General features: G+C 44.7%; 26 protein-coding genes and 1 pseudogene. 1 reads left to right on the top strand and 26 read right to left on the bottom strand.

Features of this window, described 5'->3' with window-relative positions; all coding sequences use genetic code 11:
- Positions 1 to 20: 20 nt before the first annotated feature.
- From CA598_RS08545 to CA598_RS08535, 3 genes are all read right to left on the bottom strand, one after another.
- A complete protein-coding gene (locus CA598_RS08545) occupies positions 21 to 1,706 on the bottom strand; it encodes an ABC transporter ATP-binding protein (RefSeq protein ID WP_179283615.1) in 1,686 nt (561 codons plus the stop codon).
- A 346-nt stretch (positions 1,707 to 2,052) separates the two neighbouring features.
- Positions 2,053 to 3,432 (bottom strand): MATE family efflux transporter, encoded by a 1,380-nt coding sequence (locus tag CA598_RS08540; RefSeq protein WP_094876243.1) that lies wholly within the window; start codon positions 3,430 to 3,432, stop codon positions 2,053 to 2,055.
- On the bottom strand, positions 3,433 to 3,792 hold the full coding sequence (locus CA598_RS08535; RefSeq protein ID WP_094876242.1) for an MmcQ/YjbR family DNA-binding protein: 360 nt from the start codon (positions 3,790 to 3,792) through the stop codon (positions 3,433 to 3,435).
- Positions 3,793 to 3,998: 206 nt separating this feature from the next.
- Here CA598_RS08535 and CA598_RS08530 point away from each other — a divergent pair, with 206 nt between their 5' ends.
- A complete protein-coding gene (locus CA598_RS08530; RefSeq protein ID WP_094870386.1) occupies positions 3,999 to 4,514 on the top strand; it encodes a DUF3231 family protein in 516 nt (171 codons plus the stop codon).
- Positions 4,515 to 4,793: 279 nt separating this feature from the next.
- Here CA598_RS08530 and CA598_RS08525 read toward each other — a convergent pair.
- The 23 genes and pseudogenes from CA598_RS08525 to CA598_RS08415 all read right to left on the bottom strand — a co-directional run.
- A pseudogene (locus CA598_RS08525) lies at positions 4,794 to 5,177 on the bottom strand (manganese catalase family protein); the annotation flags it as partial.
- Between the two features lie 15 nt (positions 5,178 to 5,192).
- Positions 5,193 to 5,453 carry a hypothetical protein gene (locus CA598_RS08520; protein WP_094876241.1) on the bottom strand — a complete coding sequence of 87 codons (261 nt, stop codon included), beginning with the start codon at positions 5,451 to 5,453 and terminating at the stop codon, positions 5,193 to 5,195.
- 138 nt (positions 5,454 to 5,591) lie between these two features.
- On the bottom strand, positions 5,592 to 6,293 hold the full coding sequence (locus CA598_RS08515) for a M15 family metallopeptidase (protein WP_094876240.1): 702 nt from the start codon (positions 6,291 to 6,293) through the stop codon (positions 5,592 to 5,594).
- Entirely contained in the window at positions 6,293 to 6,559 is a 267-nt protein-coding gene (locus tag CA598_RS08510) for a phage holin family protein (protein WP_094876239.1), read from the bottom strand. Before CA598_RS08510 ends, CA598_RS08515 begins: the two co-directional genes overlap by 1 nt.
- Positions 6,560 to 6,563: 4 nt before the next feature.
- Positions 6,564 to 6,848: a hemolysin XhlA family protein gene (locus CA598_RS08505; RefSeq protein ID WP_094876238.1), complete on the bottom strand. Its 285-nt coding sequence runs from the start codon at positions 6,846 to 6,848 to the stop codon at positions 6,564 to 6,566.
- 78 nt (positions 6,849 to 6,926) lie between these two features.
- A complete protein-coding gene (locus CA598_RS08500; RefSeq protein WP_094876237.1) occupies positions 6,927 to 7,160 on the bottom strand; it encodes a hypothetical protein in 234 nt (77 codons plus the stop codon).
- A gap of 71 nt (positions 7,161 to 7,231) precedes the next feature.
- On the bottom strand, positions 7,232 to 7,750 hold the full coding sequence (locus tag CA598_RS08495) for a hypothetical protein (protein ID WP_094876236.1): 519 nt from the start codon (positions 7,748 to 7,750) through the stop codon (positions 7,232 to 7,234).
- A 62-nt stretch (positions 7,751 to 7,812) separates the two neighbouring features.
- A complete protein-coding gene (locus CA598_RS08490) occupies positions 7,813 to 9,468 on the bottom strand; it encodes a phage tail protein (protein ID WP_094876235.1) in 1,656 nt (551 codons plus the stop codon).
- Positions 9,469 to 9,563: 95 nt separating this feature from the next.
- Entirely contained in the window at positions 9,564 to 10,796 is a 1,233-nt protein-coding gene (locus CA598_RS08485) for a hypothetical protein (protein ID WP_094876234.1), read from the bottom strand.
- A gap of 79 nt (positions 10,797 to 10,875) precedes the next feature.
- Positions 10,876 to 11,163: a hypothetical protein gene (locus tag CA598_RS08480; RefSeq protein ID WP_094876233.1), complete on the bottom strand. Its 288-nt coding sequence runs from the start codon at positions 11,161 to 11,163 to the stop codon at positions 10,876 to 10,878.
- 12 nt (positions 11,164 to 11,175) lie between these two features.
- A complete protein-coding gene (locus CA598_RS08475; RefSeq protein ID WP_094876232.1) occupies positions 11,176 to 13,344 on the bottom strand; it encodes a hypothetical protein in 2,169 nt (722 codons plus the stop codon).
- Between the two features lie 5 nt (positions 13,345 to 13,349).
- The gene (locus CA598_RS08470) at positions 13,350 to 14,111 is read right to left on the bottom strand and encodes a distal tail protein Dit (protein WP_256990400.1); all 762 of its coding nucleotides are present in this window, start codon (positions 14,109 to 14,111) and stop codon (positions 13,350 to 13,352) included.
- Positions 14,112 to 14,159: 48 nt separating this feature from the next.
- The gene (locus CA598_RS08465; protein WP_094876230.1) at positions 14,160 to 17,054 is read right to left on the bottom strand and encodes a phage tail tape measure protein; all 2,895 of its coding nucleotides are present in this window, start codon (positions 17,052 to 17,054) and stop codon (positions 14,160 to 14,162) included.
- A 242-nt stretch (positions 17,055 to 17,296) separates the two neighbouring features.
- Positions 17,297 to 17,608, bottom strand: a complete 312-nt coding sequence (gpG, locus tag CA598_RS08460) for a phage tail assembly chaperone G (RefSeq protein ID WP_094876229.1) — start codon at positions 17,606 to 17,608, stop codon at positions 17,297 to 17,299.
- Between the two features lie 57 nt (positions 17,609 to 17,665).
- The gene (locus CA598_RS08455; RefSeq protein ID WP_094876228.1) at positions 17,666 to 18,562 is read right to left on the bottom strand and encodes a major tail protein; all 897 of its coding nucleotides are present in this window, start codon (positions 18,560 to 18,562) and stop codon (positions 17,666 to 17,668) included.
- A gap of 2 nt (positions 18,563 to 18,564) precedes the next feature.
- The gene (locus CA598_RS08450; protein ID WP_094876227.1) at positions 18,565 to 18,918 is read right to left on the bottom strand and encodes a hypothetical protein; all 354 of its coding nucleotides are present in this window, start codon (positions 18,916 to 18,918) and stop codon (positions 18,565 to 18,567) included.
- Positions 18,911 to 19,339 carry an HK97-gp10 family putative phage morphogenesis protein gene (locus CA598_RS08445; protein ID WP_094876226.1) on the bottom strand — a complete coding sequence of 143 codons (429 nt, stop codon included), beginning with the start codon at positions 19,337 to 19,339 and terminating at the stop codon, positions 18,911 to 18,913. Before CA598_RS08445 ends, CA598_RS08450 begins: the two co-directional genes overlap by 8 nt.
- Positions 19,339 to 19,683, bottom strand: a complete 345-nt coding sequence (locus tag CA598_RS08440; RefSeq protein ID WP_094876225.1) for a phage head completion protein — start codon at positions 19,681 to 19,683, stop codon at positions 19,339 to 19,341. The genes CA598_RS08445 and CA598_RS08440 overlap by 1 nt, the downstream gene beginning before the upstream one ends.
- A 1-nt stretch (position 19,684) precedes the next feature.
- Entirely contained in the window at positions 19,685 to 19,969 is a 285-nt protein-coding gene (locus CA598_RS08435; RefSeq protein ID WP_094876224.1) for a hypothetical protein, read from the bottom strand.
- On the bottom strand, positions 19,969 to 20,253 hold the full coding sequence (locus CA598_RS08430) for a hypothetical protein (protein WP_094876223.1): 285 nt from the start codon (positions 20,251 to 20,253) through the stop codon (positions 19,969 to 19,971). Before CA598_RS08430 ends, CA598_RS08435 begins: the two co-directional genes overlap by 1 nt.
- A gap of 39 nt (positions 20,254 to 20,292) precedes the next feature.
- Positions 20,293 to 21,576: a phage major capsid protein gene (locus tag CA598_RS08425; RefSeq protein ID WP_094876222.1), complete on the bottom strand. Its 1,284-nt coding sequence runs from the start codon at positions 21,574 to 21,576 to the stop codon at positions 20,293 to 20,295.
- A 20-nt stretch (positions 21,577 to 21,596) separates the two neighbouring features.
- Entirely contained in the window at positions 21,597 to 22,235 is a 639-nt protein-coding gene (locus CA598_RS08420) for an HK97 family phage prohead protease (protein ID WP_094876221.1), read from the bottom strand.
- On the bottom strand, positions 22,222 to 23,484 hold the full coding sequence (locus CA598_RS08415) for a phage portal protein (RefSeq protein ID WP_218832589.1): 1,263 nt from the start codon (positions 23,482 to 23,484) through the stop codon (positions 22,222 to 22,224). The genes CA598_RS08420 and CA598_RS08415 overlap by 14 nt, the downstream gene beginning before the upstream one ends.

The raw sequence follows: 23,484 nt of genomic DNA, 5'->3' as shown, positions 1-23,484 counted from the left end.
GCAGGGAATGGATTCATAAGCTAGGTATCACTCCCCTTATAATATTGTGCTTGAATCTGATACATTTGATTGTATTTTCCTCTGCGTTCCATCAATTCGCTGTGAGAACCGGCTTCGGAAATCTCTCCTTGCTCCATATACAATATCTGGTCACAGAACCGTGTGCTGGACAACCGATGGGAAATATATAATGCTGTTCTCTCTCCGATCATTTCATTAAATCTTGTATACAGGTTGAATTCGGCAATTGCATCAACTGCTGCAGTCGGCTCATCCAAAATAATCAATTCTCCATTCTTATATAGCGCCCTTGCCAACATCATTCTTTGGTTTTCCCCTCCAGAGAACTCAACGCCTTGATCATCCAAAAACTTTTGCATTGGGGTGAGAATACCTGATTTCAATGAGGCGACTTTTTCGCTTAGTCCCGCTTTTTCAAGACTGTCATGAATTCTTAAAGCGTCAGACTCTCTATGTTCTTTTAGAGAAATATTCTCTGCTAATGAGAAAGCGAGTACGCGAATTTCTTGGAATACCGTAGAAAATAATCTCCAGTAATCCGTTTTAGCAAAATGTTTGATATTGATTCCATTCAGCGTTATCTCTCCACTATCGGGTTCATACAACCTGCATAACAATTTGATAAGCGTTGTCTTGCCAGCACCATTATGACCCACAATAGCAAGTCGTTGATGCGGAGGGATGATGAAGGATATTTTATTAAACACAGGCTGGCTAGTACCAGGATAAGTAAAGGAAACTTCTTTAAATTCTATCGAATAAGGGCCTGTTGGGAGTGTATGCATAGCTCCTTCCCCCTGCTTATCTTGCGGTATCTCTAAAAAGTTACGGAGTTCCTCTATGTATAAATTCTGTGTGCGCAGATGGGCTAAATCTTTCATAAATCCCTGAAGAACGCCAGAAAATCCAGCGACAGCAGTTGTGTACATCACAAAATCACCTATAGTTATCCTCTGATGAAGGTAAAGATACGCCAAATAACCATATACAATCCCCTCACGGAATAACCGGATCAAAATATCTAATATTTCACTTTGAAAATAAGAGCTGCTGATTGAGGACTGAATTTTCTGTCTATTTTGAACACTTGAATGGTATAGGGAGACCAATGTATTGTTAAAGGAATTAATCCGAATTTCCTTACCAAAAGTAAAGTCTTGCATAATATCCGAATAATACTTTCTCTTCCTCTCCAATTCCGAAAGCTGTTGTTCATGTTCATACTCATAACGTTTAGCACGCAGGGAAAACACATAAGAACACCCAATACTTACAATTAGAAAAACAATAACAGCAATATTTAATCCTCCAATTACAGTTATATAGCCCGCAAAAGCAAGAAATCCAGCCAGACATGAAAAAAATGTATGAAAAAGTCCCTGAAACCCATTCTGCACACTTTGTAGAGAACGCTTGGCCTGCTCCATCTGATTAAGATAACCGGGATCTTCTGTATTTTTGAAATCAACATTCATATTTTGCGCAGTGTGGGCGTGGATCTGTTTAAATACAACTTTCATTAATTGAGTTAAACCCAAATTTTGTAGATATCCTGTAAAATAGCTAGTGATAGTCAGTATTAAAAACATCAGTGAAATTAGGAAGATAAACTGTTGAGGTCTTTGCTGTCCCGTCAGTTCATCTATAATAAATTTTGGGAATAGGATTAAAAGGAAGGGCTGCATAGCTAAAAGAAGCGTTACAGTAGAGTAATAAATAATGGAACGTCTACTGTTAATCCAGGATGTGGAGAGGACATAGCGGATGCTGGTCCAAGTGGAGGTTAAGGATTTTGATCTCATTACATAAAGTTCCCCTTAGTATTTAAAATGTTTCTTGAATACATTTTATCAATACTATTATTTGGAAACAGTATGAATAAATTAGTATAAACAGTATTATTTTAGGTGGATTAACGGGTGAATTCATGCATCACAAATAAAAAGGTTCTTGATAGCCGAAGCTAGCAAGAACCTTAATCTTTAGTTTCATCCTCAGAACACCGACTTCTAATCGCCATTTCGGGCATTTTCACAGTATTCCAGCTTTATCAGATCTATCTTTAAAGAGCTTCTTTATCGTGAGTCCAAATAAAACACAGCAAGTCAGTGCCGCACAAAAATCAGCAATAGGCTCAGCTATAATCACCGCATCTGTTTTCGGGCTAATAAATGTCGGGAGCAAAAGTACTAATGGAATAAGCAAGATAATCTTACGCAAGATTGCGATAAAAATAGAAACCCGGGCTTGTCCTAAAGCAATAAATACTTGTTGAAACGCTAATTGAATACCAAAAATACAAGTGCCAAGGAAAAATATCTTCATTAATCTAGCCGTCAGAGCCACAAGCTCAGGATTATTGGTAAAAATGATAATGGGCAGCTTCGGAACAAAAATGGCTACGCCCCACATCGACAATCCGAAAGCTGCGCAAAAAACACTGCAATATAAAATGGTGGATTTTACACGTTCGAAATCGCGAGCTCCATAATTATAGCTAATAATAGGCTGTGCCCCCTGCGCAAAACCAGATAACAATGTTCCAAAGATTTGCATCAGCGTGCCCATAATCCCCATGGCAGCAACGTACAGATCGCCTCCAAATTTAGCTAAGGACGTGTTAAATACAATTTGAATTAAACTTTCGGTCGACATCATAATAAACGGAGAAAGCCCCAATGCAAGTACACTTGCAGCTTCTTTAGGTTTAATGCGCATATTCGATAGACGCAAGCGCAGATGCGCACGTTTAGAGATTAAGAACCCCAATACCCAAATCGCCGAAATAAATTGGGCAATTACAGTTGCCAACGCTGCACCCTTAATGCCCATATTCATCTCAAAAATAAAAATGGCGTCAAGGACGATATTCACAACCGCTCCAATGCATACCGTGAGCATGGCTGTTTTGGCATATCCTTGTGCTGCAATGAATGGATTCAATCCTAAAGAAATGAGCACCGCCACAGTTCCTAGAAGGTAAATGCTTAAAAAATCGTCGGCTAGCGGCAATGTATCGTGACTCGCCCCGAATAACGTTAAGAATGGCGACTTAAAGATAAGAAACAAAGCGGTTAGGATTATGGATGCCATCAGCAGCATAGTAAAACAACTTCCCAGTAATTCTTCTGCTTTTTTATGTTCTCCTTCGCCCATCTTTATGGAAGCTAGGGGTGCCCCACCAGCTCCGATTAGAGCAGCAAATGCTGAAATCAACATAATAATCGGAAAAGATATACCTATAGCGGATAAGGCTAGCGTCCCCCCCTCCTCCATTCTTCCGAGGAACATCCGATCAACTACACTGTACATGGCATTGATTAGCTGAGCTATAACGGCAGGAATAGCCAATAAGAAAATAAGCTTGGGTATACTTTGCTTGGCAAAACGATCCTTCATTTGATTATTCATTTAATTCAATTCCACTATAGCTTCTCGCAGGCTTTTAGGAAGCTTTTTGACAACCATATCGTAGGAATGGTCAATCATGTCAAAGACATCCGACTCTGGCAAGGAACCATCGATCATGATTGAATTCCAGTGTTTTTTGTTCATATGAAATCCCGGTTGAACGCTCTCATGTTGCTCTCTAAGGTTCTCCGCAATGATCGGGTCACATTTTAGATTTAAGCGAACGACCTTCCCTGTTTCCTCAAAAATAAGCGCGAACATTTTATCAGCTACTTTGATGACCAATGGAGTGGGGCCAAACGGATGCTCTTGAGTCGCTCCTTTTTTTTTCAAACAGTATTCGATGATATTATTCTTCAAATCTCTCTCTCCTTCGCTGATCAACAATATGATCATCTCTGCCCTTAAACATGTTTCTTAATTATATCATTTTATTCAGCTGAGCAGTTTCTGTATAATTTTTTTAGCTTTGGGATAACTCATATTTTTGGAGCAGACGACCGCAACATTTGAACCTTTATGGGCATACTACCTACGTGTAAATTTAAATATAAAGGAGCTTTCTTATGACAGGAATTTTAGGTGGCAACCCCAAGGATGAACCGATGCATTATGGAGAGATCTTTAGTGTATGGCAAGCTTCGATGGTAGCAAAGGGCGCCCTTTCGTGTTACCGAGCTTACTTATATCATGCCGGCGACAATGATCTCAAAAAAGTATTAAGCACATTAATTGATCAAGCTGAGCTTGAAATTAGTGAGTGTGATACGCTGCTGGCAGATAACGGGATTGCTTCAGTACCAGCGATGCCGAATAGACCCGAAGTTAAGCTTGAAGATATTCCTATAGGTGCACGATTCACAGATCCCGAGATTGCTGCTAAAATTGCTGCCGATACTGCTACAGGATTGGTAGCTTGTAGCCAGGTTATGGGTCTTTCTATCAGAGAAGATATTGGTGCATTATTTGCAAAATATCACCTAACTAAAGCAGCGATAGGCGTTAAAATCCTCAATTTGAGCAAGAAAAAAGGGTGGCTAATTCCTCCACCACTTCAGGTAAAAAGACCAGCGTCTGAATAAGCCTTAAATTTGTTTAGCTCCTTTCCGTTGCTGGTGCGGAGCTTCTATTTTAAAGCCATTTCTCATTAGTTGATTGCACCCTGAAAAGGCCTTCGATAAATCGGAGGCCTTTTTGGTTGTCCCACAAATTGTTTCTTTTGAATAGGCTAAGCGATCAGTACTGCAGGCCCACCTATAGAAATGGCTAAGCCTGAACCTAAGAAATGCAAAGGGATTGAGACCTGAATACATTTAAAAAGAGTAAAGTGACCTATTGGTCGCTTTACTCTTTAGTATCACTCAGAATATCCGCTTCTGATCCCGGTCATCAATAATAATCTGCACGGCTTCTTTAAACCGAATCGCATGGATAATCTCCCGCTCCCGCAGGAACTTGAGGCTATCCTGCAGATCCACATCATCTGTCATGTCAATCAGCCACTGATATGTAGCCCGGGCCTTTTCTTCCGCTGCAATGTCCTCATACAAATCTGCCAGTGGGTCACCCTTAGCTTGAATATAAGCCGTCGTAAACGGTACGCCTGAGGCATTATTATAGAACAGGGCATGATCATGCGCGGCAAAATGAGGACCTAATCCAGCCTCCTCTAATTCGCATACCGACGCGTCCTTTGTCAGCTTGTAGATCATGGTAGCAATCATTTCGAGGTGGGCGAATTCTTCTGCGCATTGAGGTTATCAGTCATTCCAATGCCCACGTCCAGACACATATATCTTATCTGTACGAGGCCAACCTTCGAGGATTACCACAGTCTCTGTCGGCATGTCTGAATTCCATTCAATATAATTTTCCGCCGCAAGCTCTTTCAGTCCATCCTTAACCGCTGCCGCCTTACGTCCGCTCTTTATCTCTAGTTCTTTCAGGCTCGGCATATGCCAATGATGTACCGATGAATGCCGCATAATCATTAGCAGTTTGCGGGCTGTATCGCTCAACATATAAATCGCCTCCTGCTGCCATTATATGCGATCATTTGTTCCTATTACAATGCAAATAAAAAAGCCCCTGCATCTGCAGAGGCTCACCGGTGCTTCCGGATTTAATGAATTAATCATATCAGCTATAATTAATCTTGTCTACTCTTTGGTTGTAATCGTGGCCGTCTTAGATTCATTGTCCCAGTCCACTGCCGCCCCGATAGCTGCTCCAATGGCTGCTAATGGCACGTACGTACGACCTTCAATCAAAAGGCTGTTATCCTTCAACTTCACACCATTAACCACCACGAACGCCTTAGTTGCTTGCACCTCGTTTGCCTCCTTCATGTATCGATCAATTTTCGCCAGCGTGATAGCGGTCTGTGTCTCTGACGGTTTCACTCCTGACCTCAGTGCGGACAAGACCAATCCGAAAGTAAGCTGAAAATGAGGATAATCCTTAAATGTATTCCAATCACCACCCCATTCGAATCCTAGCGACTTCGCTTCCCGGACGACTTCCAGCCAATCCGTAGTACAGTCATTGTCCCCATCTCTGTTCATATCCCAGGATACACTTGAACCATCCGGCAGCAGCAGGGCGAAATCGACAGCCAGTCCATAATTGTGGTAGCTATAGCCGCCGCGCGCATTAGTGACAATCGCTCCAGGCTTAGTTCGCCCTTGGGCATAAAGTGCGTCCTGCTCGGCAATCGTCCGCAGTCCCTGAGTAATCAGGATCGGCACACCAACCATATAGCAGCGCTCGATCAGAGCGGTTGCAGCAGCCAATACAACCGGATGTAGCCCGTTCAATCGCAACGCCGATTTTGCTTTCACTTGATTTAATGTCAGCGTCATTATTCACCTGCTCCTTTCTTCGTCTGTTTGACAAGCTGATTGCCGTACACAGCCACCGCCCCGCACAAGATGCCTTGCAGGACACTATCCGGGCTCAGACCTAGCATGAGGCAAACAATCATAATTGCAACCAGCGTTACGATATAGATAATCGTCCAGTTTGGTACGCGTGGTGTCTGCTTCAGGATGTTGCCGATCACCCAGCAGACAGTAAGCACCAACAATAATTCCGGTTTAATAAAACTTGACACAGCGTTCCATTCCATTCTTCTAACCTCCAGTAAGTTTGATAGCTGCAATAATTGCAGCAATGATTACAGTGATAATAGATCCCCCGATTGTCCGCCACAGCCATCGCTGTCCGTCCTCAATTCGATCCAAACGGTGATGTGCTGATTTGGTCGATTGCATTGCTTCTCTCGCCAGATCGCGCGTAAGATCAATTGTGGTTGTTAATGTCGGCACTACTTCAAGTGTCTTTTCCATACGAGCCAGTTGAATCTGAATCTCCACTAGCTTATCCTCAGCAGCCACTGCCCCTCCTCCTCCCGGCATTGTCTCTCCCCCTCTCATGTGATCTCTCCGAAAAACAAAAGACACACCTACAAGGGCGTGTCGTCTATCTGAATTCAATTATTTTTTGCCTCTCCCCCTCTCATGAGCTCCCCTTTTGCTTTGTGTCGGCTTCGCGGGCGGAGCTTGAAGTTCAGCAATCCGACTGTTCAGAGAATCTCTGATCCCCTGCAGGAAACGGAGTTCATTTCCGTTGGGACGATGATACGCAGCTGCAGCTGATATTAAGGTGCAGATGTCCGGCACTATTGGCTCAATTTCTACGGCCATCTTGTTTCTGATCACTACTGACATATAATCAACCCTTTCGCCAACAAAAAAAGAGCCCCGCCAATGTTGGAGAGGACCCCTGATTTGTTGATATATTATTTTTGTAGTTCAACTAATTTTGTTTCAGCTTGAGTAAGGAGATTATTTAGTATCTCTAATTTGCTTTCAAGCATTTGAATACTGAAGGAAACAGTTTCTTTTTCGCCATCAGTCTGAGCCCTCTCCAATTTCGCTTTCTCAGCTGCCAGATCAGACTGAACTTTAGTAATTTCACTTTGTGATGCTTCTATGCTCTTTGTTATTTCCAAGATCCGAGTAGCTTTTATTTGATCGGATACACTTGCGTTACTCACAGTGGGCTGTACCTCCTTCTCTTGTATAATGATCCGCTTTCCTTCTACGGTTAGCTCAGTTTCTGTTGCATCAGAAACCGCCCTTACAGGTGCATATGCCGTGCCATTGATCACAATTGCATCAGCTACCTTTGTTCCCGCCTTCTCCACACTGAATAGCCCTTGAACCTTCTGCCCGATTAAGCTTGAACCATCTGCAAATGCAAAAGCACCTGCAAATAAAAATCCACCGACTATAACACCTGCTATGAACTTTTTCAAAGTAACCTCTCCTTTGGAAGATTGTTACTACTATTATCTGTGGAAGATAGATTATTTTGCAATCAATAAACTATAAATGTTCCTCCACCTGAATTTAAGTTGTCAGGGTTACCGTGATTGTGGTTTGGTATGCTGACGCTATGGGTGTGGGAAATGTCCGCTTTAGAATCAAGCAAAGTGTAGATACGGTCTAGTTCTTCACTTAAAGTCCTAGCATCTGCTGTACTATACAAATTACTCCAACCACCCACTTGAACTTTTGGGGCGGTTAAAGATAGAATCGTTGCTGCCCACACATCAAGATGACCTAAATACGATGTAATCGCACCTAATGCCACATCATTGGCAGTAAATCTTACACCTGGAGCTCCTGACAAATCCGCTTCTATTTTAACAAAATTGCTTGCGTCCCTATAGGCGGCAAACAAATGATCAGTTGAACTCATTTCAGCTCTCATGCCGGAAGCAGCTGTTCGTATCCTTGCGCCAGTAATCACCCCGCCCTCGATCTCAGCAGCTGTAATCCTGCCACTGAACTCGCCATCCACTGACTTCATATGCCCCCCTGGAGTAACGGAGAACGGAGCATCCGCAAACGTTTCATCACCCAGCCATATGCCTTCCACGCTGGCCCAGAACGCATCATCCCCCTCACCGATCATGATTGTGCCACCCTCGAAGGATGAAGCGATGATTTTTCCCGTGAATTCATATTCACCGGCTATTGGGTCGAAGAATATAGCATCAGTCCAAGATCCGCTGCCGTCACCTTTCTGCATGCGAAACTCATCAGCATTGAAAACCGAACGGGCAAGTTTGTCATAACGAACACTCTCGAATCCGATATCCGGACCGAATCTATTGCCATAATAAGCTTTGTCTTTGACGATGGTAGTCTTCCGCAGGCCGACAACCGCGTCCTTAATGCCGGTGATAGCGTTGGAAATCGTCACTTTACTGTTGATCCGCCGCTGCGGGCTGTACGAATATCCGACAATGCGCTGCTGCTCGTCAATGCCAAGCTCCGGGTCTCCTATCCCTACCGTGTCACCCAGTTCAAAATACTCCAGCCCATAAAATTCCGGCAGGCTGTTCAGCTCCAACACATCAATCTCGTAGGCGGTAATACGCTCCCCGGATCGGACATCCACGTCCTTGACGATTCCCTCCAGGTTCTTCCCCAACTGGAACCGGACAGGCCTTATTGCCCCACGGCGAGCCAACAGCGATATACTGTACCGATCAAACCGCAACTCACCTCCCGATTGCGCTGCGATTTCCAGCAGGATTGCACGGGTGGTGATATTTTCCTCGGCCAGATCCACGGATATGTAACCGGACAGCTCCACACTGCCAATAGTGAATCCGGTATCCTCCAGCGCCATAGCGAGCAGCTGCAGTGGTGTTCCGGCATGGACAAATCCGTCTGCCCATGTAAATTCAGGCAGCAGAAGATCATAACTGACCTGTTCGCACTCCACGGCGACCATTGTCGATCCATCCACTGCCCTGGTGCGGCGGTGATGGACGATATTGAAGAGCTGATCCTCTACTTCGGCCAAATTTCCGTCAGTCAGGTATTCGCTTTTCCCATCAGGGTCGATCAGGGCAGTAAAGTTCAATTTATACTCGCCGTTGATGGTTTCATCTACGCTGTCATTGTCATACCGCTCAATGACAGCCAGTGGCTGGAACGATGGATTCCTAATCGTGATCAAAGCAGCACCTCCTTAGAAATGAAAAAGAGCCGCAGGAGTAATCCGGCAGCTCGCTTGTAATTATTCAGTTGTTGCGCAGTATGGTCCGAATGTGTTTATAAACTAACCCATGCAAGAATGATGATACCTGCTATAGACCATGTTAATACTGTCATTAGCAGCAATTTATTATCTTGTTTCGAAAACTTAATGGATACTTCTGTATTTATTTTTGATAGGTTTGATGTTTCACGAGATAGAACCCCAAATACAAAACAGAAAATATTAAAGTAGTAAAACCATCCTTCCATAATTGGCTCAAGAAAAAATGTTACAAAGAAAGCAACAAAAAAACAAATAAAAATTATTTTAATATCAAGTGGAGAATCACTCTTTAAAATAAATATCAACTTTTTTAATGACAATAAAGTAAATACTAAGAGTAATATCATCGGAATTAATCCTGCCTCATGACCAACATCTAACCACATGTTATGGGCATAAGATAAAGGTAATACAGTCAATTTCCCACCAAACGGGTGATCAGCTAGACCAGTTAGTGCAATTCTCCAAGCCTGAAATCTCGGATCAGAAAAAAAACTACCACTACTTAATCTGTCTCCTATCATCGTAGTATTTAAATATTGGTAAAACAAAAAAGACGATAAAAGAATTATAGTTCCGATGGATAATTTCTTCCCTGTTAAATTTCCAGTAAATAGAAATGAGCAAACAACAGACAAAGCTATTATCAGGAGACCTGTCCGGTTTCCCAATGCAAACATAGAATATAAAGATACTGAAAATAAGACTAGACTAATAAGTCTTATTTTTTTATTTTTGCTTAATAATATTAATGGTAATAATGACAATCCAAGAGATAGGTAAGTATTTACCCCTGTAGCGGTAATATTCCCTCCCCATATACTAACAACTCCGCGCCAGCCTAATTCAATACCTCTCGTATTAACAACGCTTAGGAAACCAAACAAAGATAGGGATGCGGCAATCAATAACATAATCTTCAGTGTCTTATTTTGATTATTACGCTTACTCAGATTGTTAGCAAAAATGTAAAAAGCAATAGGAGATATTAAATTCAGAAATACTATATTACTATCTCTCAAACCGTAGTTACTCAAGACAGTAGAAAAAACAATACTAAAGATTATGAGCACTGATTGTTGTAAATCTATTTTGAAACGACTCTTCAACAATATAACCACCGCTACAGGAACAATAAAAAATAATGCAAAATAACCTTTGTTAAAAACATTAAGACAATAAACCATAATGGTTAAAACCATAAGTTGTTCCATTATGGTTAACTTTGACATGTGACTATTCATTCACTCTACTCCTCAAAATTAGATGTTTAGGTGAATTATAAGTCTCATTCCATAGTTTTACAATGAAGAAAATGGTATCCTATTCAAGAACATCTATCGCATCACTATACTTTTCTAACGTTTTAATATGATTGTATATCTGTTTTTTCATATTAAGCGCATTGTCTGAGTAGTCACCTATTATCTGAATTATATCTTCTGCACCTTCAATAAATGATTTTCCTTCTTGTTCAAATTCTCTACTCACATATGCCCTTACTCTTGCATTTACGGTATTATTTTTACCACAACTGTATTCATCCACTTTAATATAAGCGGATTCGACCTCTATTCCTGTATTGCTCGTTACGTTTTTAGTAAGCGCCATTTCCCATCCTCCTCATACTGTTGTACCAGCGGCATCCTTCCAAACTGTTCCATTCCACCAAATAGGCTTGCCTAACGTGGTATCAAAATATTGCTTGTTAATATACAGGCCAATAGTTGGTCTAATTGCCGTGGTTCCATATGAAGTATTTTGTACCTTTGTTCTGATCTGAATGGAATCTGCTGTTGTATTTAGCCCGAAAGTCAAGGGATCAAGAGGCTCACAAGTAACTGATATCTGTGATCGTATTGAACCAGTTTCAACGCCACTATTTAGTACATAAACTGTAATTGATTGCAGTGAGATGTCGGTGTAATAAATAGTTGCTATCCCTTCCCACAATAAAAATTCGCTTTTGATATCTCCGCCCGCGTTTGGATTGGCTACATCTATATAGTTTCCTAAAGTTTTATCGCCAAAATACACCCTGAATTTATCGTAAGTAGACGGCAACGTGGAGACAAATATTTTTATGTTCTTTATAGTTTGAAATGGAGGGAGCGAGAATGTAGTGCCTAATGCAATACCGCCTTTAGAGAAATTAAGCGTCCGCTCAATTCTCTTCATTGTACCTACCGCAGATTGATTATTTGAAATATCATAGTCGATTGTTCCGTTTCCATTTGCGTAAGTACAATCTTCAAAACGAACAGTTCTGAATATCCCGGCTCCCGTCAAGGCTTCTTTAATGGAATATTGTGTAACACCATCATAATATTTAATTTCATGTAGTGTACTTAATAAGTCACAATAATGAAACATAGCACCCATAGAAGACAAACCGCCCGTTAGAGAAGCTGCCGTAGCTATCGGTAATAGGAATAGTGTGTTGTTGAAGGCGACATTTTCAAAGTTGACATTAGCTAGGCCATAGGTTGAAACAATTGTTTTTACATTCGCCGCTCCTGAGGCTAATCGTAGATTTGAGTTTTTCATATTAAATCTACCGAAGTTCATGTCGCATAATTTCCATGTGTTCCCTGAAGTTCCGTAAATCTCGATTCTATTGCTATCAAAATTGAAATTGTACAAAGCTCCTTGGGTATAGAACCCTCCAGATAAAGGCGAATTAGTTTTCAGCAGCGTCTCATTTTGATTCATACTGAATGAACAATTGTTTACGTTGAAGTTATCTCCCATCTTAGTAAAATCAAAGTAAATACTTGTACCCCATCCGCCGCCATAAAAAGAACAACTATCGAATGTCCAATTCACACTTTCCTGATTCTCGCATCGGAAACAAGTTTCAAAATAGTTAAATCTCGAATTAATAACAGCAGCCTGGTCAGCCATAGAATTGCCAGTCAGCTTAAATACATATTTTGGGCGAGTAGAATAACTTGTGTTTGCTATAGACCGTCCACTCCAAACGGTGATCCCATCGTACACAGACTTTGAAGCACCAGAATAGCCCAATGTAGTATCTGTTGAATATCTGAATATTGTTCCGCCAATCGGTATAGTATTATTTTCAGACACTACAAAAATATTTAATCCGCTAATTTTAGGAGCATCAATAGTACCGTCAAAATAAAACAATTCATCATTAACAGTATTTAAGTCCCATATGATCGTTGCATTATCTCCAGCAACTTTGAACACCACTTGCGGAATTTCATTGCCTACGATTCCGTCAGGTACAGGAGAACCGAAAATACGATGCCCTTTCAGCCTATAAACTCCAGAAGGGATGTATATTTGCATTGAAGCTGTAGGTACTAGTTGAGGTGTTGAGGTTCTTGCTCTCTCGTAACCGTATAGATTGGCGGACCTGAACGCTTCAGTATCATCGGTCACCCCATCTCCGACAGCACCAAACATCTTGACGTTAATCGCTATCTCCGCCAACTGTTCATCAACTTTGTTTAGGCGCTTCCCGACAGTTGCGTATGGAACTCCACTTTCAGGTTGGCGAGCATCTACAATTTCCGCATTACTGTCTCCGGCATTCGCCACCAAGTTATTAATTCGATGATCTTGGGAAACCAACTCTGTTTCATTCTCAGCAATCCGGCTTCCGTGATTACTAACCGCCGCTTCTGCCGTTCCAAGCCGCCCCTCATGGTTAACTACCTGAGTATTGATATTCGCCGTATTCTTGTTCACTTTGTCATACATGATCGGCAGCGAATCCGATGGATTCCCGTTTGCCGCTCCTTTGATCAGCTGAATGTCAGCCATCTCCATCACCCCGCATATTTTGCTCTGAATTTAATTGCCATTGCGATATTGATCCCTGTTCCGGCAACCGACACCGCTGAGATTCCGGGTGGAAGCGTACCGAACCGAGCATTTGTGTTAAGCAGCGCATTGGTGCTGCCGATCCGGGCCGTGCTACGCTGGAAGTCCAGTACAAGAGTACCGGACATTGCCACGCTGTATGTGGTAACCACACCGCCTACGGTCAGCGATAGAGAGGTAAAGCTACCCACTAATTCAATGACCGGCTTAACGTTCAGACCGCCAAAATTATCAATTGCCAGTGTCGTCGGGCCAGTCAAAGCATAATTATAGGCAGCATCTACAGATATAGGAGTATCAACCAGCACCGGAGTGTCAACGTTAATGTCGTCAGATTCGTAGGTGCTATAGGAAAACGGATCATACGCCACCAGCGGCAACGAAAATTCACCCAATCCCGCCATGCGGTCAATAGGCAGCTGACCGGATAACCTTACCATGTACTGTCGATCCGGCTGATTGGCGAAGATCAATGGCAACGTGCGCGGCCTGCCATCACCATCCACTAAATGTGCTGCTAGTGCTGATACCCGCCGTTGCAACTGATACGCGTTGCGTTCCATAAAGGCACATTCTAGCGGCAAAGGTCTCGGACCCATGTCCGCCCCGAAATCGTAGGCACCATGCATGTACGGCACCGTGTACGTCCGGTCTACAGTAGGCGGCAGGATGGGCCGCTGTGACTCTCGAAGTGTTTGCAGGCCCAACTCCTGCGGGCGCTTATCGCCCAAGTATGCAACAACGCCGCTCAATGGCTACACCCCCGCTCCGCGCAGAGCACCAGTGATTTGCCCGCCGAGTAGTTGCCCCAGCACTGTCAAATCATCATCACTCCGCACATTAAAATTAGCCCCCCGGAACATGTCCGCGAGACTGATATGATTCGTTGTTCCTGATGTACTAGATCTCGATCCCGCATTATTCATAGCAGGCAGAGCACCTGTTACATTACCACTCAAATCTTGCATAGCTGCATTGACTTGTCGGGCGCTGTTCGATATCCCTTCAGCCATCCCAGCACCGACCATCATACCGACCTGATCACGCATGACGCGGGATGGAGAGTGTATACCGAGCGCATCTTTCATGCCGTCCACGATTCCTCCAGCAAATTCTGATATCTTATCCTTGATCCAACCGGTCATGTTTTTAATACCGTCCCATAGGCCGCGCACGATGTTTTCACCAATGTCCAGCATTTTCCCTGGAAGTTCCTTGAAAAAGTCAACGATAGTTTTGATTACCTTCGGGATTTCGGTTTTTGCTGTAGAAATTAAATCAGCACCCCAGCCAGTTACTTTTTGCAAAGCAGATGTTAGCCATTGACCAATCTTCCCTGGCAACTCAGCAAAGAAATTGACGATGCTAGAGATCAGTTTGGGTACCTCAGTCGAAATCCACGTTCCAATATTGATACCCCAGTTTTTTATACCGTTTATTGCTGATGTTAAAGCAGATCCAATCTTCCCCGGCAACTGCGCAAAAAATTCTCCAACCTTTTGGATCAGCTTCGGCACCTCGGCAATGATCCACTTTAGAGCATCAGCTCCCCATTTAATTAGGGTTCCAATCGCCAGACCAAGAGCATATCCGATTTTACCGGGCAACTCGTTAAAAAATTTAAAGATACTTTCGATGATTTTTGGTACTTCAGTAGTAACCCAGGTAATCGCATTGACTCCCCACTGTTTAATCTTCTCGATGATTGATGAAAAAACAGTTGATATTTTTTCAGGTAAGCTACCGAAAAACTCAGAAACTTTCTCGGGAAGTCGCTGAAACCATTCGATGGCCGTTGTAAAAGCCGCAGGTATATCCTCCGTAAAGAATTTCACTAACCAATCCCATACCGCTACACCAGCCGCTTTAATAGCATCCCACGCGCCAATAACAGCCTCTCTAAAATCTTCATTCGTGTTCCATAAAACGATCAAACCCGCTACCAGACCTACCACGGCCGTAATGATTAGACCTATGGGGTTGGCTGCCATCGCTGCGTTCATTAGCCATTGAGCGACTGTTGCACCCTCTGTAACTAGTTTGAAAGCTTTGTATGCATCTACAATGGAGGTGACGATTTTCACTGCCTCCATTGTGATCATGGCTGCTGCAATACCCGCCAGACCCGCGGCCACATTACCGGCGTTGTCCACTAGCCACTGCATAGCATTCACTAGAGGACTGAAGTCCATATTCTTGATCTTATCAATTAAATCGTTAACTGCTGGCATAACTACTTCACTCACCGGCACGGCAAGTTCAGATATCAGCGTCCGCTTGATCCCTTCAAGCGCCGATCCAATATCATTGTATTGAACGTCATTGAGCTGCTTCAGCGTGTCACGTGTCATATCGGCGTTATCGTCTATATCACCGAGTGCCTTGATTGCCTCAACACCCAAGTCTTCCCACATCGAGCCAAACAGAGCTACGCCAGCCTGATTTTGGGCAATCGGGTCTTTCATTGCACCGAGCCGCTCAACAACATCGTTAAAGGCTGCTGCTGATTCAGGCCCACCCGCTGCGAAGGTAGCGAACAATTTAGATGCATCCAGTCCCATATCTGTGAGCGCGGTCCGTGCATCGTCCGTTCCCTCACGAGTAATGATACCGAATTCTTTGACGGCATCTCCCACTGTAGCAATCTCAAATGCACCGGATGATGCCCCTTGGATCAGGGTATCGGTAAATTCATTCGCATCCAGACCAAGCTGCGCGAAATGTGGTGCGAATTCGTTCATAACGTCGAGCAAGTCACCGCTGGCATTAGCACCCATTTGCGTGCCCTGAGCAATCAAGGCATACGCTTCATCGGCGGTTATCCCGAAATTGTTCATGAGGGTGTTGACCGTTTTGATACTGTCAGCTACCTCAAGGCCAAATACATCCCGCATTAGCAGAGCGTTTTCAGTAGTGGCCTTTAGTTCATCCCCAGTTTGCTTGGTGACCTGATTGATCGCTGCCATAGAATCTGCGATATCATCCACGGATTCACCAAAGTTGTCACCATAAATATCATTGGCGACACTGCGAAACTCTTCCATTTCTGCCGCTGTCGCTCCGGTTTGAGTCTGAAGGTGGTTCATGGCCTTGTTCGAATCATCCCCAAACTTGACCAGGGATGTAATAGCAGCTATTGCAGCCGCGCCAATTGCAGCAATACCGAGCGCTGCCTTTTCAGCTGCATCTTCGCCCATTTCCCTCAGCGAATCAGAGGTTTCATCGGCGGAATCAGCCAACTCATCTGTTTGATCGGATGCATCTTCAGCGCCGTCACGAAGATCTCCAAGAGACTGGGTAACTCTTCCCAGCTCTTGCAAGTTCCGATTCAGCGCCTCCGTCTCGCGGTTGATTGTGATCTGAAGAGTTTGGGCTGCACGACTGCTTTCGCCTTGCTCCGCTACAACTTGTTCATACTGCGCAGTCAGGTTGGCCACTTTTTGGCGCTGTAAGTCCGTGATACCATTCAAAGCATTGATTCGCTGTTCAAGGCCGTCCTGAGATGCTCCCCAATCATCCATACCCGCAGCCGCAGCCCGGAATCCGGTGTCTATAAGCTTAATCTGCCGATCAAGTGCAGCAATATTTGCTTTAAAATCAGATGTATCTAGACTGACTCGCCCGCCGATGTCATTTTGATTATCTGCCATCTATTCGCCCCCTTATATCCAACTAGGCGCACTACTTGCGCGGCGATAGGTCTTGCCATTGATTACACGGGTATTTGGATCGTCACTTGGTTTAAAGTTGAGGAAAGAGAGCAAATTGTGGAAATCCGTCTCATCAATCGCATGTAGAGTCCAACCCATTTTTTTCACTAAGTTAAATTTCAGGCTCAGCAGTGTTGTGCGGTAGCTGGCCGGGGAATCGTCTTTCGGTTGATCCCCCGGGGCTAGTTTTTTTTGACACCACTCATGACGTTTTTACACAGCGTTTGAAATACATTCATCAGTTCATCAGTTTCAACGCCTTCGTTCAGCTCGTCAAAAGTGAACTGCCTGCCGAACGCCGCAACAATGACCGTTTTGACTTCCCTGTAAAACTCTCGAACTTCCTGCATGTCGGGATTACTTGACTTAAAGTTCTCTGCACGTTCTGCTATTTCAAAAATCGTGTCCATAATCCCCGTTTTAAGACTGCATGTACTGAATGTCTTCTCAGGTGCGCCCTGAGCATCTGTGAATTTGATAAATACTGCTTTCATAAATTCTTGCCTCCTGGATAAATAAAATAGGGCGGATCGCTCCGCCCCTTGGATAAATTACGCCGTTGTAAAACTAATCACCGTCTGCGGTAGCATCTGTCCGTACACATCCGTCGCCCCGTTAATGATCACCGCATATTCTGTAGCTGCTGCTAGGTTTGCATTCGGGTTAATCGTCAGGATCTTGCCCGTAGCATCAAGCGTGTTTGCCGAAGCAATAACATCAAACCCCCCATTAAGCAGCACGGCTGAGTAAGACGCAAGTTTATTAGCAAATGTCAGAACCACATTGGCTCCTACTGCCACGCCTGTGGCGTTATTGGCTGGGACACTGGTCAACGTAAGCGCGGCAGGCGCTCCTGAGTTATCTGGGGTCTGAACTTGCGTAAACCAACCCGCAGGATTAAATGCTTCATGTGTCGTATCTCCTGAAATCTTCTTGATTGGCTTGTCCTCGCCTAGCACTTCAAACTGCTTAGTGGTTGCGACAGCGGTATAGGTCAGCTGATACGTGCGAATATCAACATCTGCTGTTTTGGTCGCTGCCTCTTCAGCGCCGCCCGAGAACGTACCCTTGAGATACCAGGTGTAACGATAATCCTCTCTGCCAATATTGGCACGGTATCCCACTGCCACATCTGGCGGATTGGGCTGTCCGCTGTCAATTAGCCGTCCAGTAGCCGAATCAAAATCTTTACCCAGCAGCTCCGCCGCCAGATAAGCCGGAATGCCGGACACCGTAATCGTCAGGGTGGTTACACCCTCAGAAACATAGTTATTGCCTGGAACGTTGTCATAGTAAGTCGGTGTATTGCTGGTTTCCGCTTCAGCGGAAATTTCTGCAGCTGGTGCAAGATACTTCGGAGCCTCTGCTGTATAACTTTCCGTTGTATCCGTGACCTTGGCAAAGTGTAGGCTGTCTACTCCGACAAATTCACCATATTTTTTCTCCACAATTATTCCTCCATTTCATAGAACCTGTAATCACAGGTATATCCATAATGTCCGGTCTCCAAGAACGGCAGATCACGTCCACCAACTCTCATAAATCCAGCTTCCAGCATAACCGCCTTAATCGTCTCAGAAGCGCCTTGCTTGATGGTGGGTCTCTTACTATACATCGACACCTGAATACGCCACACGAGAGATGTGGGCTTGTTGTCTGCATGTCCCGCAGGACTATCATCAATTACCTGATAAGTCACAAAGCTTTCTGGAAGATTTGAATTTTGAGCATATGAGCCCTGCTCCCGCACATCGTGCCCCAGCTGCTCCAACGTGGAACAGGTCAGCTCATAGATATTAATCAACCGGCAGCCCCTCCCGCTTCAGCACTTCGCGCTGAATCTTCTTCACCTTATTCTTGTTCTTCTCAAAAGCTAGTCGGATTCCCGGGTCTGCGGGTTGGGTAGGTGTTCCATATTCGACAAACGTGGAGTGCCACGCTCCCGGCGATTTGGTATCATCAATACCGACCTGGACAACGATGTTGTTCCCGTACTGCTTCGGTTCTGCGACATCTACCCCGGCCAACGTGGTTCCGGTCAGCTCGTGCTTCTCTGCCCATTTTTTAATATCTGCCTGAATAGGTGCGGCGCTCTCGGTCAGTGCCGCCTTCACAGCATCGTCCACACTCCGGCCAGCTGCTTGCACCCGAGCAAGGTAATCCTCAACGCCAGACACGTCTAGTGTGATGGTGCGTGAGTTGGTCACTCTCCGGCTTCTTGCCATTAAGCATTCACATCCCGTTTGACCTTGATGATCAAAAATTGATCCCGCATTTCCACGTTCTCAATATTGGTCACCTCATAGGCAAGATCCGCATTGTCTCGCAAAAGAATGCGGTCACGCTCGCTTATATCCTGTCGATACCACATAGTCAGCTCTGCTGTATCGGCAACAACTAATGTCCCTGCCGTAACGCTCTCTGAACCTCCACGTCCTTTCCAGTTACAGCAATCTAAAGGCAGAGCCGCATCCACATAGGAGATATCCGGCGCACCATTTACCCGTACTTCATGCCTGTGCTGCACTCGGATCTGTGTGTTAAACTGCTGGACTCCTGGCTTCCACAAATCAAGTCACCTCCGGTAGGCTTCGACAGGCCAGTTGAGTAAGAAGCACATGAAAAACAGCGGAGAATGAAATATCCCCGCTGCTCAAATTATATAAGTCCGTCACACCGACCACGATTGCACCAACCGCCAAATCATCAGCCAACATCTCAGCGGACACACCCGCTCCGGCCATGTATGACTTGACGGCCAGTAGTTTCGGCTTTAAAACTCCGTCAAATTGCGTACCGTCAATGGGCATGCCTAGACCAGCCTTACACTCGGCAAGCAGTTCTGTATCCGTCATTATTCATCCCCGCCTTGCTTCGGTTCTGTTGACGGTTCCTGATTGGTATCCGGTTCTGGAGCTGGCTCGACTTCGCCCTGCGTGATTACCTCAAGGTCAACGGACAACGGAACCAGTATGATTTTAATCCCTGCATGCTCCTGTTCCTGCTTGAGCTTGATAGAAAGCTGCTCGTGCTCGACTTCAGATAATTCGCGCGTTGCCTTCCAAAGTAATACAGTTTCACCTGTCAGCGTAGAAACTTCAACACCGTCAATCTTTGTAGCTTGTGACTTTTTAGCCATTTATTTCACCACCTTTATGGGGCCATGTGGCCCCGTTTATTAGGACGCTGCACCCTTCTTGACAATGACAACGCCATTTGGATCAATCAGTTTACCATCTGCGATCAGAATCGCCTTGTCTACATACTCATTCGTGTCATGGTCGAAGTAACGAAACATAGTCATCTGCATATTGCTGTTCCATCCGTAGTTACTAAGGTTGCAATATACGGCAACCACATCTCCTGTGGCAGCAGAAGCATATGGCACAATCACATCGTCCTCGACCTGGATCACTTCTTTCCCCGCAAATCTTTCCTGTGGTCCATCTGCAATTCCGTAATTCACTCGGCCAATTGGTTGTCCGTTATCATCAACCATTCCATTGATATAACCCTCAAACGTACCAGAGGCCATCATGAAAGCAGCTCCAGCCTTATACGCCAACGGCATCTTGGCAAGAACAAGCTTCGCCCAGCTATCCCATTCTGCAAACTGAGTCGGTGTCATTGTTACGATCTGTGCAGCTGGAACACGGTCATCCACGGTGATACCTTTTGGTTGTCCAGTGCCCGTACCTTTGATTACCGACAAATCAATAGCTTTGACCATTGCTTCTACGATCAGATCCGTGATTACCGTTTCAAATCCAGCAAGCGTTACTGTGTCAGCCAGGAGTGAAATTGCTACCTTGCATTCCAGTCCGAAATATGTGAACGTCAGTTTCGTATTGGCCTGCACCTTCTGTTTATCCGATACCGGAGATTCACCGATCCAAGTAGCTACTGGTTTCAGTGCAAGAATAGGAACCTCCACACCACCCTTGATATTGAGCTTCCGAACACGGCTGAACACTTGCCCGTAAACCGTGACTTTTTTAATGATCTCATTCAAGATGGTTGTCGGGATAACCGCAGATACATCTGCCGTGGTTGTTGTCGCATTAGCCCGAAGCTCCGGTTTGATCTCGCCCGTTTTGGCATAGACCATAAAAGCATTCCGGTATTCAACGGTGCCGTATGGATCGACCGGCTCATCCGAACGTTGCTGTGTTGGCGTTCCGATTCCAAATGATTTCAAAAACTGTGTCATTGCCGCATTTCCAGCAGGAGGTTGTCCCGCTCCCCGTTGTTCAGGTTCTGGAGGAGTAGCTCCACCAGCAATCGGATCATCAGGCATGGACTCCAGTTGCTGCCGAAGCTCAGCAATTTCAACGTCAATTGCTTCCACTTGTGAACCAATCGAACGTACTTCTACAATGTCATTGCTTTTCAAACCCTTGTCTTTAAGAGCAGTCCGGGCTTCTTCTTTATTTTTCAAAAGCTTCTTCAGGAATTCTTTCATTTACGATTACCTCCAGTTAATTAGATGAATTTTAATTTCTCTTTTGCTAAATCCAAATCGCTCAATGAACTATCCAGTCCAGACCGCGCACTCTCCAGTGCGGTGCGGGCGCTCTCCAGTGCCTGCAGGTCACGAGCATTTATATCAGTCCCGTCATAAGCCGGAAAGGATACCGCAGAGATTTCAATCACTCGGCCGATGTCCTTAATGCGGCGGGTGGGAAGTTCTGTATCAAGCCCTTCCCAGGTTTCGTCCCGTACTGTAAAAATAAAGGACATTCCAGAAATGTCCCCTCGTCCAACTGCGCTGTATAAAGCTTTAGCCTCCATGTTGTTCTCAACATCCAGTTCAGCCCTCGTATTCAACCCCTGCTCGTCCACTTGAAGTTGAAGCGTGGAATTTGCATTGTTATTCCGGCTTCGAGCTAAGGGAATCCGCTTCAGATCATGATTAACGCTCATGATCACATCCTTAAAATCGGTTTTGTCGAATGCTCCGCGCTCAATGATCTCCTTGAACCAGCCACCGATAACGGTTACCTGTTCAAACACAGCCGCATGACCTTCAACGACGTTTCCAGCCGGATCTGCCCGAAGATCATTCATAACAAACGCTCGGCGCTCCGGCTCATGCATGACCGGAAGCTTATTCTTCTGCATCTTCATTCACCGCCTTGGTAGGTTGGGGCTTCGTTCCATTCAACTGATAAATGTTGATTATGGACCGATCCACATAGTTAAGGCTCTGCGTAATTCGGTTGCCGTCCGGGAGTGGAGGATAACCGAGCAGAGCCAGCTTTTGATTATCGTTGAGCAGCCCCTGCTCCCCTGCCGTCTTGATCAGGTTGAGCTTGGCCGCTGTACTGAGGTACATCATGTTCCGCTGATAAAAAATGATCTCATTCCCTACATCCAGCTGCCGGGATGTAAAAGTCGTTTTTGTAAATCCCTGAGTCAGTGAAATTAGAATCGGCTCCAGGGTGCTTTCATAAAAGGACTGGTATTGATCATCGGTGTAATCCCGCGCAAGAATAGCAAAGGGCATTCCGAACCACTCCCGAGTGCTGTCCTTAAGAAACGCAAGCGTATCCTTGTCTATCATCTTGGGGTCGATGGTAATCGGAGTGAAATCGCCCTTTAGATCCACCGGTAGAATGCCGGAATCACCGGAAGCCATCAGCTTCTCGAAGCGATCCCGCTCCTTACGCTGTGCATCATCATCAAGCATAGTCGCAATTTTCAGAACGCCGCGAATGGACATGCTTGTCTTAATTCCCTTTTCCACACCTTGCAGCACTGTGTCATTGATTCGCAATATCTTAAGCAGCGCTTCATTATCCGGCTGACCATTCTGTCCGCCACCCATGATCTCGTTCACTGAGTATCGTTTCCGAATGTGGATGATATCTGAATACGGAACGGTGAAGCTCTCGCCAGAAGAAAAAAATAGTTTTACATACAGGCGACCAGTAGGGTCTTGCAAAAAATCAACCTGATAGGGATTCAGCGGATAAAATCCACTATAACTCCGGCTCTCTACCCCTTCATCCGAAGTCTCTACAGTGTACATAGGGTAAATGAATACGTTGAAATTCATGAACAGCAACCACACAATTTTTTCAAGGAAGTCCCGGGTGGTCATTAGCTCATTCGGACCAAACTTGAAAAGCCGATTCAGGTTTCCGCGCGGCGTGGTCTGATTACCATTTGCATCTGTCCGAATATGCCGGGGTTCCAGCTTGCTGATTTCCGTTGCGATAATGTCAATACAGTTCTGAACAATATCAGAAGCATAAATGTTATTACCGAACTGACTAAATACAGGCATATACCCGTTCAGCATTTTCGCACGCTTGTATTCTTTGGACTTGAATGGCAGAAGCCCTTTGAAGCTATCAATTAATGCCAC

This window comes from Paenibacillus sp. VTT E-133291 (genome assembly GCF_002264395.1).
Lineage (GTDB): Bacteria > Bacillota > Bacilli > Paenibacillales > Paenibacillaceae > Paenibacillus_AQ > Paenibacillus_AQ nitricinens.
The sequence above is the reverse complement of the archived record's forward strand: the minus strand, read 5'-3'. Positions and strand labels throughout refer to the sequence as shown.

What these genes read in the sequence shown, in the direction of transcription:
- CA598_RS08505 (WP_094876238.1), bottom strand. Translation starts at nt 6,848, where the DNA reads ATGCCGGGAGGAGGAGGGGCAGTGGCTGCTGAGGATAAGCTAGTGGAG.
- CA598_RS08430 (WP_094876223.1), bottom strand. Translation starts at nt 20,253, where the DNA reads ATGGCTAAAAAGTCACAAGCTACAAAGATTGACGGTGTTGAAGTTTCT.
- CA598_RS08510 (WP_094876239.1), bottom strand. Translation starts at nt 6,559, where the DNA reads ATGGAATGGAACGCTGTGTCAAGTTTTATTAAACCGGAATTATTGTTG.
- CA598_RS08435 (WP_094876224.1), bottom strand. Translation starts at nt 19,969, where the DNA reads ATGACGGATACAGAACTGCTTGCCGAGTGTAAGGCTGGTCTAGGCATG.
- CA598_RS08445 (WP_094876226.1), bottom strand. Translation starts at nt 19,339, where the DNA reads ATGGCAAGAAGCCGGAGAGTGACCAACTCACGCACCATCACACTAGAC.
- CA598_RS08480 (WP_094876233.1), bottom strand. Translation starts at nt 11,163, where the DNA reads ATGGCGCTTACTAAAAACGTAACGAGCAATACAGGAATAGAGGTCGAA.
- CA598_RS08530 (WP_094870386.1), top strand. Translation starts at nt 3,999, where the DNA reads ATGACAGGAATTTTAGGTGGCAACCCCAAGGATGAACCGATGCATTAT.
- CA598_RS08540 (WP_094876243.1), bottom strand. Translation starts at nt 3,432, where the DNA reads ATGAATAATCAAATGAAGGATCGTTTTGCCAAGCAAAGTATACCCAAG.
- CA598_RS08485 (WP_094876234.1), bottom strand. Translation starts at nt 10,796, where the DNA reads ATGAATAGTCACATGTCAAAGTTAACCATAATGGAACAACTTATGGTT.
- CA598_RS08425 (WP_094876222.1), bottom strand. Translation starts at nt 21,576, where the DNA reads ATGAAAGAATTCCTGAAGAAGCTTTTGAAAAATAAAGAAGAAGCCCGG.
- CA598_RS08545 (WP_179283615.1), bottom strand. Translation starts at nt 1,706, where the DNA reads ATGCAGCCCTTCCTTTTAATCCTATTCCCAAAATTTATTATAGATGAA.
- CA598_RS08500 (WP_094876237.1), bottom strand. Translation starts at nt 7,160, where the DNA reads ATGTCAGTAGTGATCAGAAACAAGATGGCCGTAGAAATTGAGCCAATA.
- CA598_RS08465 (WP_094876230.1), bottom strand. Translation starts at nt 17,054, where the DNA reads ATGGCAGATAATCAAAATGACATCGGCGGGCGAGTCAGTCTAGATACA.
- CA598_RS08515 (WP_094876240.1), bottom strand. Translation starts at nt 6,293, where the DNA reads ATGACGCTGACATTAAATCAAGTGAAAGCAAAATCGGCGTTGCGATTG.
- gpG (WP_094876229.1), bottom strand. Translation starts at nt 17,608, where the DNA reads ATGAAAGCAGTATTTATCAAATTCACAGATGCTCAGGGCGCACCTGAG.
- CA598_RS08475 (WP_094876232.1), bottom strand. Translation starts at nt 13,344, where the DNA reads ATGGCTGACATTCAGCTGATCAAAGGAGCGGCAAACGGGAATCCATCG.
- CA598_RS08520 (WP_094876241.1), bottom strand. Translation starts at nt 5,453, where the DNA reads ATGTTGAGCGATACAGCCCGCAAACTGCTAATGATTATGCGGCATTCA.
- CA598_RS08420 (WP_094876221.1), bottom strand. Translation starts at nt 22,235, where the DNA reads ATGCAGAAGAATAAGCTTCCGGTCATGCATGAGCCGGAGCGCCGAGCG.